The sequence below is a fragment of the Croceitalea sp. MTPC6 genome (assembly GCF_036985525.1).
GTDB lineage: Bacteria > Bacteroidota > Bacteroidia > Flavobacteriales > Flavobacteriaceae > Croceitalea.
Genome location: NZ_BTGR01000007.1, coordinates 69,402 through 81,314 on the forward strand (window position 1 = coordinate 69,402; position 11,913 = coordinate 81,314).

An 11,913-nucleotide genomic window follows, 5' to 3' on the forward strand; every position below is an offset into this window, starting at 1 on the left:
TATTAGGTTCAGTATGTTCATTGAGGCATCTTTGATTCATATGGGCAGAAAATAAGGTGCTATGAAATTAGCTAAGGTTCTTTTCTAATTTGTTTTAGCCGCTTTAAGGAACTGACAATTTTTTGGGCTTAAAAAGATGAAAATCCTATACTCTATTGAAATATTAAAACAAATTAAATCCAAAACCATTAAATGAAAATCAAAACGGTTTTAGTAGCGAACAGAGGTGAAATTGCCATCCGGATTTTTAGGGCATGTGTAGAAATCGGAGTGAAGACGGTAGGTGTTTATACCTATGAAGACCGTTATTCGTTGCACCGTTACAAAGCAGATGAATGTTATCAGATTGGGGCTGATAATGAACCCCTAAAGCCCTACTTAGATATTGATACCATTATTAAGGTGGCTAAAGATAATAATGTAGATGCCATACATCCAGGATATGGATTTCTTTCCGAGAATTCAAAATTTGCAGAAAAGTGTGAGTATAACGGACTAATTTTTATTGGTCCTAAAGTTTCAGTTCTCAAGGCTTTAGGAGATAAAATAAGGGCAAAAGACGTAGCGGTCGCGAACAAAGTTCCGATTATTAAAAGTAGTGTAAAAGATCTTGTATCTATTGAGGTAGCAATAGACCAAGCCAATCTGATTGGATATCCAATCATGCTTAAAGCCGCTTCTGGTGGTGGTGGTCGTGGTATGCGAGTTATACGGAATGCGGATGAGCTTCGCAAGGGTTTTTCAGAGGCTAGAAGAGAGTCACTGAATGCTTTTGGCGATGATACCGTTTTTCTGGAAAAATATGTCGAAAACCCCAAACATATAGAGGTTCAAATAGTGGCGGACACCTACGGTAATCTGGTACATTTATATGAAAGGGATTGTTCTGTGCAACGGCGATATCAAAAAGTGATTGAGCTAGCCCCTTCCATAGGTTTGCCGCAGCAGACCAAAGATAAATTGTATAACTATGCCACTGATATTTGTAAAGCGGTCGATTATGATAATATCGGTACTGTCGAGTTTTTGGTTGATGAAGATGGCAGCATTTATTTTATCGAAGTAAATCCTCGCGTACAAGTAGAGCATACGGTAACCGAAATGATTACGAATATTGATTTAATCAAGACACAATTGTTCATTGCCGGAGGATATAAATTGTCTGATACCCAAATAAAGATACCTAATCAAGCATCTGTTCATATTTCCGGTGTAGCACTTCAGTGTCGTATTACTACAGAAGACCCAGCGAATAATTTTAAGCCCGATTATGGAGTAGTGACAACGTATCGCAGTGCATCCGGTTTCGGAATCCGTTTGGATGCGGGAAGCATATACCAAGGTGTTTCCATTTCACCATTTTTTGATTCAATGCTGGTCAAGGTTTCAGCAAGGAGCCGAACCTTGGACGGCTGTTGCCGAAAGATGCGCAGGGCGTTGGCTGAATTTCGTATTCGTGGGGTAAATACGAATATGGCATTTTTGGACAATATACTAAAGCACCCTACTTTTCGGGAAGGTAAGGTTACGGTGAATTTTATTAGAAACGAACCTAAATTATTCGAGTTTGTTGAACCACGAAATCGAGCGAATAAATTGATTAGATTTTTAGGGGAGACCATTGTAAATGGAAATTCAGATATAAAGAAATTTGATCAGAATCGTACTTTTTCAAAACCTATTGTGCCTTCTTTTCCTATTTTGGAAGATCACCCTAGTGGAACTAAGAATCTATTGACAGCTTTAGGGCCTGAAAAGTTTGCCCAATGGTTAAAAGAAGAAAAGAAAGTTCATTTTACGGATACAACCATGCGTGATGGCCATCAAAGTCTCTTGGCGACCAGAATGAGAACCATCGATATGCTTAAAGTTGCTGAAGGTTACAGCAAGAACCATCCTGAAATTTTTTCTATGGAAGTTTGGGGTGGAGCTACTTTTGATGTGTGCTTACGATTCTTGCAAGAAAATCCTTGGGAGCGTTTGGCTCAGTTGCGTAAAGCAATGCCAAATATGCTGTTGCAGATGCTAATTCGCGGGTCTAATGGAGTAGGTTATAAGGCCTATCCAGATAATTTGATTGAAAAGTTTGTGGAAGAATCTTGGAATACAGGAGTAGATGTCTTTCGCATTTTTGATTCATTAAATTGGATGGAGTCCATTGCGCCTTGTATAGAACATGTTAGAAAGAAAACGGCAGGAATAGCCGAAGGTTCTATTTGTTATACAGGCGATATTTTAAATCCATCAAAAACGAAATATGATTTGAAATATTACCTTAGGCTTGCTAAAGATATCGAAAATGCTGGAGCCCATATTCTAGGGGTAAAAGATATGGCTGGTTTACTGAAACCTAATGCAGCCTATACTTTGATTCAAGCATTGAAATCTGAAATTGATATTCCGATACATCTTCATACCCACGACACATCCTCTTTGCAGACCACTACCTATTTGAAGGCCATAGAGGCAGGAGTGGATGTTGTCGATGTCGCACTAGGAGGATTGTCTGGGCTTACATCACAGCCCAATTTTAATTCGGTACTTGAAATGCTACGTTATCATGAGCGCGAAAATAAGATGAACACCACAAAATTGGCTGAGTATTCAAACTATTGGGAAACCGTTCGTAACTATTACTATCCCTTCGAGTCAGGTTTAAAATCTGGCACGGGGGAAGTTTATGAACATGAAATCCCTGGCGGTCAGTATTCAAACCTAAAAGGACAAGCCACTGCACTTGGAATAGAGGATAAGTTTACCGAGGTTACTAAAATGTATAGCCAAGTAAACCTTTTGTTCGGAGACATCATAAAGGTAACCCCTAGTTCAAAAGTAGTAGGGGACATGGCTCAGTATATGGTAAGTAATGGTCTTACGATTACGGATATAATGGAAAATGGTGAGAATATCTCTTTTCCAGAATCCGTCAAAAGTTTTTTTCGAGGAGATCTAGGCCAGCCCTTTGGTGGCTTTCCAAAAAAATTACAAAAACTGGTTTTAAAGGACGAAAAACCCTATACCGACAGACCTAATTCACATTTGGAAGCCATTGATTTCAAAAGGGAATTAGAGGTATTCCGGAAGAAATTCAACAAAGGGATGGGCCGCAAGCTGGAGATTACCGATTTTTTGTCATACAAACTATATCCCAAGGTCTTCGTCGATGCGCACAGTAATCATATGAAGTTCGGAAATGTTCTGAACATTCCTACGAAAAACTTCTTCTACGGTATGGAAGTCGGTGAAGAAATTATGGTGGAGTTGGACCGTGGGAAAAACGTGCTGATTTCGTTAATGTTGAAAGGTGAGCCCGATGAAGATGGCAATGTGAGCATCTTTTTTAAGATCAATGGCCAAATAAGAAATATTTTGGTAAAGGACTCCAACGTAAAGGTCGTAAAGAAAGAAAATAAAAAAGCCGATGGTTCGAATGAGAAACATATCGGATCGCCCCTGCAAGGTTTGCTATCCGCCGTACTGGTGAAAAAAGGGCAAATAATAAGAAAAAACCAACCTCTTTTTATTATTGAGGCAATGAAAATGGAAAGTACCGTTTTGGCAACTTCAGAAGGCATGATCGCCGACATCTTATTGGGAGGGGGATCTTTGGTTAATTCCGATGACCTTATTGTTATATTGAAATGATATTATCGTAATTCTCTGGAATTCGGCCTAACGAACCATATATTATTGAGTTTACTTCCACTGTGAACGAATAGTCCGGATGTGGCAATCTTTATTCCTTGGATATAAGGGCCAATTAGGGGGTGGACTTCAACAATCGGATCGCTTGTTTGCGAATGTTACGTTACGCAGGATTTTTAAATAAGAACACCTGCACTAAGGTTGATTCGTCTAAAAAGTATTTTGGAATCATCTGAATACATCATATTAATCGAATTGGGATTTGATTTTTTATAAATAAGAAAAAAATCTAATAATGGTCGTTATTACTATTCAACGCCTGATCGGCCCTGCAAGAAAAACTAATCTCAGGGAATCGTTATAACTATTGGTTATGTCATATCAAAAATCGGTATTAGGTTCAATTTATACTATTGAGCATCTTTGGGTTAAAATATACTGATTATGAGTAATTCAAAAGCAATAAGTCTAAACTGTCCATCTTGCTCGAAAGCATACGATTTGGATGAATTGAATACTTTCGCCACCTGTTGTCATCAACCGTTAACAGTGAGCTATGATTTAAGTTCTACTTTTGATAAATCTGAATTGAAAGGAAGGGAGCACTCCATGTGGAGGTATTCGGAGTTCCTACCGATGAAAAATTTAGAGCACAAGGTGAGTCTTGCGGAAGGGATGACCCCAATCCTGGACTTAAAAAGAATAGCTAAAACCTATGGTTATGATAAAATCCTTCTTAAAAATGAAGAACTTAACCCTACAGGCTCTTTTAAGTCCAGAGGTTTGAGTATGGCGATTTCCATGGCAAAGGAGCTAGGGGTCAAGGAGGTGGTAATGCCTACCGCGGGTAATGCCGGTGGCGCTTTGAGTGCTTATTGTGCGGCTGCAGGAATTAAATGTACCGTTATAATGCCCGCTATAACTCCAGAGATTTTCAAAAAAGAGGTTAAGTTTTATGGTGCGGAATTAATCGTACTAGATGGTTTGATTGATAAATGCGGACAAAAATCAGTTGAAATACAAAAAGCTACCGGGGCATTTAATATGTCCACTTTAAAAGAGCCTTATAGATTACAAGGTAAAAAAACAATGGGCTTTGAAATTGCTGAACAACTGAACTGGGATTTACCTGACGTGATTGTTTATCCTACAGGTGGAGGTACTGGATTAATAGCCATTTGGACCGCTTTTCAGGAAATGGTGGAAATGGGATGGTTAGATGCGAAGGATTTACCAAAAATGGTTGCAGTTCAATCTTCTAGTTGTTGTCCAGTTGTAGACTATGTCAATGATAAGCCGAATAAACCTGAAGCTTATGGGGAATCGGTAGCTTTTGGACTAGCTGTACCTGTCGCTTTTGGAAAAGATTTAATTGCCAAGGTTATTAAGGAATCCGACGGATACTGTGTTTCGGTGGATGAATCAATAATTGTTCCGAAAACCAGCGAATTAGCACAGCAAGAAGGAATTGCCATGGCACCTGAAGCAGGAGCAATTTGGCAAGCGGTCCTAAACCTTACCGATGAAGGAAAAATTTCCAAAGACGACAAGATACTCTTACTGAATACAGGAAATTCCTTAAAGTATTTGGACAGCTTTGATTAAACAATAAATAGAATATATACATTATGAAAACAATTTTCACAGAGAATGCTCCCGTACCAGTGGGGCCATATGCTCAGGCTATAATTACAGAAAGTAAGAATCTGATATTTTGTTCAGGTCAACTCGGGATTGTTCGAGGCCAGTCAGCCCTGATTAGTTCAAATGTTGAAAAACAGGCGGTTCAAATATTTAGAAATATAGAAGAAGTAGTTAAAGCTGCGGGTTGTTCAGCTAAGAATATTGTTAAAGTAAATATCTTTCTAACAGACCTAAATGATTTCGTGGCGGTTAATAAAATATTTAGTCTTTTTTTCGAAAATCATAAACCGGCACGCTCAACTGTTGAAGTATCACGTTTGCCTATGGATGCCAAAATAGAAATAGAATGTATTGCCGAAGGCCAATAGTAAGTGACAAATCAAACGTGATTAAATGAGTGTAAAATATATCAAAAAAGGTTTCGATGTTGCTGTATCTGACACGGAAAACTCAGAAACTAAGCGTATTGTCGAAAGCATCCTGAACGAAGTAAGAGTGCAAGGAGACGAAGCAATAAGAAATCTCTCCGCCAAGTTTGATAATTGGTCTCCTGAGTCCTTTAGGTTATCAAAAAATCAAATAGAAAAATTGATAGCGATTGTTCCCGAAGATACCTTGAATGCCATAAAATGGGCGCAATCCCAGGTGCGTCGATTTGCGCAGATACAACGTTCGTCGATGCATGACGTTGAAATCGAAACAATTCCTGGGGTAATATTAGGGCATAAAAATATTCCAGTCAATACCGTAGGATGTTATGTTCCCGGAGGACGATATCCTATTTTAGCCTCTGCTCAAATGAGTATCCTCACAGCTAAAGTTGCCGGAGTAAAAAAAATCATTGCTTGTACACCACCCGAGGCAAAAACAAATATGCCTTCACCAACCACCGTTGCTGCAATGCATTTTGCCGGAGCAGATGAGATTTATGTTTTGGGAGGTGTTCAAGCATTGGCATCAATGGCCTATGGCTGTATAGGGATGGAGCCCGTAGACATGATTGTCGGTCCGGGGAATCAGTATGTTGCTGAAGCAAAACGACAGCTTTTTGGGAAGGTTGGTATTGATTTACTTGCCGGACCTACCGAAGTTCTAATTATAGCGGACGAAACTACGGATGTAGAAATGGTTGTTACCGATTTATTGGGCCAAGCAGAACATGGTCCTAATTCGGCAGCTATATTACTTACCAATAGTGAGAAACTGGCCAATACAGTCGAGGATGAAGTAAAAGTTCAGCTTAAAAGTCTTTCAACTTCTGACATAGCAGGAAAAGCTTGGAGAGATTATGGTGAGATTATTTTAGTTGATACTATGGAAGAAATGGTTAAAATGGCCGATAAACTAGCTAACGAACATGTACAAGTGAACACCTCCGATCCTGATTATTTTTTGGATAAAATGACGAACTATGGAGCCCTATTCCTGGGAAATCGTACTTGTGTAGCTTATGGGGATAAAGTCATTGGAACCAATCACACACTTCCAACGGAGGCTGCTGCTAGATATACAGGTGGGCTATGGGTTGGTAAATTTCTTAAAACCTGCACCTACCAAAGGGTGGAGACCGATGAAGCAAGTGTGGAACTAGGGCGGTACTGTGCAAAGATTTCAGAGGTTGAAGGTTTCATGGGGCACAAAGAACAGGCCGATTTAAGAATTAGAAGGTATAGCAATAAATGAATTTTAATTGAGGTATTTGAAGAAGAACCCATATGGATTATTGTGATCTGTTTTATTTGAAGGAGAAAGATTTTAGTCTTGATAGTCTGATTGATAGTGCGCTACGTCCATTAGCGGATGGTTTGGACAATATAATTTTTTATCCTATCAAAATTCTGAATTATGATGTTCCTATAATAGTACTTTGGCTTATAATTGCAGCTTCCTTCTTTACCTTTTACTTTAATTTTTTGAACATAAGGGGATTTGGCCATGCAATCAGAGTGGTCAAAGGAGACTATAAGGGTACATCTGAGGAAGGAGAGATATCATACTTTCAGGCCTTAATGACTGCTTTATCTGGAACTATTGGAATTGGTAACATTGGAGGTGTAGCTATCGTAATATCAATAGGTGGTCCAGGAGCTGTTTTTTGGCTTATAGTAGCTGGTTTGCTTGGGATGTCAACGAAGTTTATTGAATGTGTCTTAGGGGTTAAGTATAGAAAAATCAATAAGGATGGTTCCATCTCCGGAGGGCCGATGTACTATTTGGAACGAGGATTAAGAGCAATTGGATTGGGTAAGGTAGGAAAACCGTTAGGTTTATTTTATGCCCTCGCAATCGTTATTGGATGTTTGGGTACTGGAAATATGTTCCAAGCGAATCAGGCCTTTCAACAATTTGTATTTGTAACTGGGTCTGAGAATAGCTTTTTTGCGGACAAGGGATGGTTGTTTGGCCTGATTATAGCATTGGCCGTCGGTAGCGTTATTATAGGAGGGTTAAAAAGAATCGCAAGAACAACTAGTACAATGGTTCCATTTATGGCGATAGCATATTTATTATTCGCAGTATCAATTATTACTTTAAATTCCGATAAAATACTATGGGCGCTAGGCGCAATCGTCACGGAAGCCTTTAATTCTAAAGCGATGGCCGGGGGTGTCGTTGGGGTTATAATTCTAGGATTTCAGAGAGCAGTTTTTTCCAATGAGGCTGGTATGGGGTCCGCTGCAATAGCACATTCAGCCGTACGCACCAAGGAGCCTGTACGAGAGGGTTTTGTTGGTCTCTTGGAACCCTTTATAGATACTGTGATTATATGTACCATAACTTCATTGGTAATACTTACCACTGTCTATGAACCAGGAATGCAAAATTCAAATATTCAAGGTATTGAGTTAACATCGCAAGCCTTTGCCTCAACACTAAGCTGGTCTGTGGTACCATTGTCAATAATAGCAATATTATTCGCTTTTTCAACACTCATATCTTGGTCCTATTATGGACTAAAAGGATGGACCTATTTGTTTGGTGAAAATAAGTCGGCAAAGAATATTTTTAAGATTATATTTTGTTTGTTTACACTGATTGGTTGTACTATACAATTGGAATCAGTGCTCAAATTTTCGGACGCCATGGTATTCTTGGTTGCCTTGCCAAATATTATAGGTTTGTACCTTCTTGCACCTATAGTGAAGAAAGAATTAAAAAAATATCAAAAAAAAATGAAGGCAGGCTAGTTTTAATTAAGTGAACATAAATTTATTTTGACAATATGATTTCTTTACCCTATATGGTGTTTTTTGAAGTGGCTACACACCTAAGCTTTACAAAGGCTGCAAATTCGCTATGTATTTCCCAGCCTGCAGTAAGCAAGCAAGTAAAAAACTTGGAATCTATTCTTGGCATTGCCCTTTTGGAAAGAAAAAGTAACAAAATAAAGCTAACTCCCGCTGGTAAAAAATTATACACGCATTTGAAAAAAGCCAAGGCACTTCAAACCGATATTCTAACGGATGTAGAAATAATCAAAGATGAATTAAAATTTAGTGGTCAATTGACAATAGGTTCAAGTACATCTTTATCAATATATGTGTTACCAAAGATTATATCCCAATATGTTGAGAAATTTCCAAATATCAATATAAGGCTGATCAACAGAAATAATGAAGGCATTATAAAGGCACTTTTAAATAGAGAAATTGATCTTGCCATAACGGAAGGTCATGTTAATAATAGACAAGTCCAATCCGAGCATTTTATGGATGACGAAATAATTGCAATCTGTTCGGCCAAAAACCAATATGCCAATCGAACAATAGAAATTGATGAGGTTCCTAAACTTCCGTTAGTTCTTAGAGAGTTAGGGTCCGGCACCTTAATGGTTTTGGAAAAAGAGCTTAAAAAAGTAGGTGTAAATTCATCCGATTTAAATGTGAAAATTCGACTAGGAGGAATCGAGGTTTTAAAAAATTTTCTGTCTCAAGGTACTGGCATAGGTTTTTTATCAAAAATGGCAGTCGCTAAGGAACTTCATAATCAAGAGCTCTGTCAAGTATACATAAATGGACTTATAATTAAAAGAAAGTTCAATCTAATCATGCGAAGAGGAGAGGAGCCTTTAGGACTGGTGAAAATATTTATAAGAGAGGCAAAAAAAGCGACATAACTACGAATGAGCTGAAGTGTTTGGAATAAAAGAAGGAAATAATGAGTATTAAATTTCAAAAAAAATTCACCCAGCAGGAATCAATACCCGACGAGGCAATTAACAGTGCCATTGAGGTACTGAAATCTGGAAGGTTGCATCGCTATAACGTTGTTGATTCTGAAGATTCAGAAACAAGTTTATTTGAATCTGAATATGCGAATTATAATGGATCTAAGTATGCTCTTTCTTGTGCTTCAGGTGGTTACGCTATGCACATATCCTTGTGTGCGTTTGGTCTTCAAAGAGGTGAACCCGTCCTTACAAATGCATTTACGCTGTCTCCCGTTCCAGGTGCAATTCATAATGCTGGAGGTAAATCCATATTAATAGAAACCACTGAGGATTTGGTTATTGACTTAAAAGATTTAGAACAAAAAATAACTTCAAGTGGTTCAAGAATTCTCATGTTATCCCATATGAGGGGTCATATTGTAGATATGGATGCGCTATGCAAATTATTGAAAAAGTATGAGGTAACACTTATAGAGGATTGCGCGCATACCATGGGTGCAAAATGGGGTGGTAAAAGAAGTGGAACCTTTGGTCTAGCGGGATGTTTTAGTACACAGTCGTACAAGCACATGAATTCAGGTGAAGGAGGAATAGTTGTTAGTGACAACAGGGATTTTATCGCTAGAGCAATTATTCTTTCCGGTTCATACCAATTCTATGGAAAACATTTAAGCGCACCAAAAGAAAATTTTATTGAGAATATAAGTCTAATATATCCCAATTATAGTGGAAGGATGGATAATTTGAGAGCTTCAATCCTCAGGCCACAACTAAGATTACTTAAAGAAAATTGCAATCGTTGGAACAAGCGGTATCGAGTTATTGAAAGTATACTACAAAAAATAGAAGGAATCGTAATACCTGAACGCACAAAAAAAGAGGATTTCGTGGGTAGTTCAATTCAATTTCGGATTCCAAGTTTTTCTCCTAAGGCCTCCTTATTATTAGTGGAAAGATGTAGAAAGAGGGGAGTTGTTATTAAGTGGTTCGGCAATAAAAATCCTGTGGGATATACCAGTAACCATAAAAGCTGGAACTACTTGGATTACGAAGAATTGCCCAATACAGATCTTATTTTGAGTACATTATTCGATTTGAGGATACCATTGACATTTACGATTGAAGATTGTAAGCTTATTAGTGAAATAATATGCGAATGTTTACTTGATATACAGACCAATAAAACGAGCCCATGAATTAATATAACCGCTTATCGGGCCCTAAGCTTTCTAATGCTTTAATCCCTATTCCAATTTAGAATTACACACGATTTTTTGTCGTGCTAGGTAATCTATGTTAAAAAATTAAAATGAAAATTCAAAAAATTATTTTCTTTCTCATATGCCTTAGTTTGTTGTCAGGCTTTTTGAATAGTCCTACAGCATTGGTCTTGGGGATATTATTTACTATAATATTTCCAACAAAGCTTCAAATCAAAAACTGGATTAAATATCTGCTCCAAGTTGCGGTGGTAGGTTTAGGTTTCGGAATGGTGATTACTGAAACAATTCAAACGAGCCAAGAAGGATTTTTGTTGACCTTGCTCTCTATTACATTTACTTTAAGTTTAGGTCTCCTCCTAATAAAGGTATTTGAGCTAGATAAAAAATTAGGACATCTGATTACCTCTGGTACTTCCATATGCGGAGGGAGTGCTATCGCTGCAATTGCGCCCATAATTAAAGCTGATGGTAAGATTATAAGCTTAGCGCTTGGGGTCGTTTTTTTATTGAATTCAGTAGCACTATTCGTCTTTCCCGTTATAGGTCATCAACTCGATTTATCACAAGGTCAATTCGGAATGTGGTGTGCAGTTGCCATACATGACACAAGCTCCGTTGTTGGAGCCGCACTAGGTTATGGCGATGAAGCTTTAAAAGTGGCAACTACGATAAAGTTATCAAGAGTGCTTTGGATAATACCATTGTCATTTTTATCCATGTACTGGTTTAAGAATAAAGATAGAAAAATCAAGGTTCCATTTTTTATTCAAGCTTTTGTGGTTGCGATTCTACTAAACAGTTTCGAATTTTTACCGGTCAAGTTTTCAGAAGTAGCAGTTCTAATATCTAAACGTTTAATGTTGGTCACTTTATTTTTGGTGGGAACAACACTTTCGATAAATGATATTAGGGAAGCAGGTGTTAAACCAATTTTATTTGCAAGTGTTTTATGGGTATCTGTTTCAATACTTTCTTTGACGTATATCATGGTCTTTAACTGATTAAAGACTAGTTAATCCCTTAAAATCCATAGGGATAGAAGCAGATATTCTATTTTTTAGAATATACAATAAAATGGTTAACATGTGAAATTGGCAAGTTTTATCAAATACATAACTCAAAATGAAAACATTAAATTTTAAATGGTATAGTAGTATATAATTTACAGAATATGAAAATATATAGAATTATTTATTATAGAAAGGAAAGAAATACTGTCAGATTTAATAC

Annotated in this window: 8 protein-coding genes; all 8 read left to right on the plus strand. The window is 37.6% G+C overall.

All coding sequences use genetic code 11. The annotated features are described in order from the left end of the window. Nucleotides 1-192 precede the first annotated feature (192 nt). The 8 genes from AACP56_RS13180 to AACP56_RS13215 all read left to right on the plus strand — a co-directional run bounded on the left by AACP56_RS13180 (nucleotide 193) and on the right by AACP56_RS13215 (nucleotide 11,684). Nucleotides 193-3,645 carry a pyruvate carboxylase gene (locus AACP56_RS13180; RefSeq protein ID WP_339335159.1) on the plus strand — a complete coding sequence of 1,151 codons (3,453 nt, stop codon included), beginning with the start codon at nucleotides 193-195 and terminating at the stop codon, nucleotides 3,643-3,645. A 444-nt stretch (nucleotides 3,646-4,089) separates the two neighbouring features. Further along, entirely contained in the window at nucleotides 4,090-5,250 is a 1,161-nt protein-coding gene (locus AACP56_RS13185) for a threonine synthase (RefSeq protein WP_339335157.1), read from the plus strand. Between the two features lie 23 nt (nucleotides 5,251-5,273). Then, nucleotides 5,274-5,657, plus strand: a complete 384-nt coding sequence (locus tag AACP56_RS13190; RefSeq protein WP_339335155.1) for a Rid family detoxifying hydrolase — start codon at nucleotides 5,274-5,276, stop codon at nucleotides 5,655-5,657. Nucleotides 5,658-5,682: 25 nt separating this feature from the next. After that, nucleotides 5,683-6,972, plus strand: a complete 1,290-nt coding sequence (gene hisD, locus AACP56_RS13195) for a histidinol dehydrogenase (protein ID WP_339335153.1) — start codon at nucleotides 5,683-5,685, stop codon at nucleotides 6,970-6,972. A gap of 32 nt (nucleotides 6,973-7,004) precedes the next feature. Then, entirely contained in the window at nucleotides 7,005-8,477 is a 1,473-nt protein-coding gene (locus AACP56_RS13200; protein ID WP_339335151.1) for an alanine/glycine:cation symporter family protein, read from the plus strand. A 35-nt stretch (nucleotides 8,478-8,512) separates the two neighbouring features. After that, nucleotides 8,513-9,406: a LysR substrate-binding domain-containing protein gene (locus tag AACP56_RS13205; RefSeq protein ID WP_339335149.1), complete on the plus strand. Its 894-nt coding sequence runs from the start codon at nucleotides 8,513-8,515 to the stop codon at nucleotides 9,404-9,406. A 41-nt stretch (nucleotides 9,407-9,447) separates the two neighbouring features. Next, nucleotides 9,448-10,656: a DegT/DnrJ/EryC1/StrS family aminotransferase gene (locus AACP56_RS13210; RefSeq protein WP_339335147.1), complete on the plus strand. Its 1,209-nt coding sequence runs from the start codon at nucleotides 9,448-9,450 to the stop codon at nucleotides 10,654-10,656. A 113-nt stretch (nucleotides 10,657-10,769) separates the two neighbouring features. After that, on the plus strand, nucleotides 10,770-11,684 hold the full coding sequence (locus AACP56_RS13215; protein ID WP_339335145.1) for a YeiH family protein: 915 nt from the start codon (nucleotides 10,770-10,772) through the stop codon (nucleotides 11,682-11,684). Nucleotides 11,685-11,913: the final 229 nt, after the last annotated feature.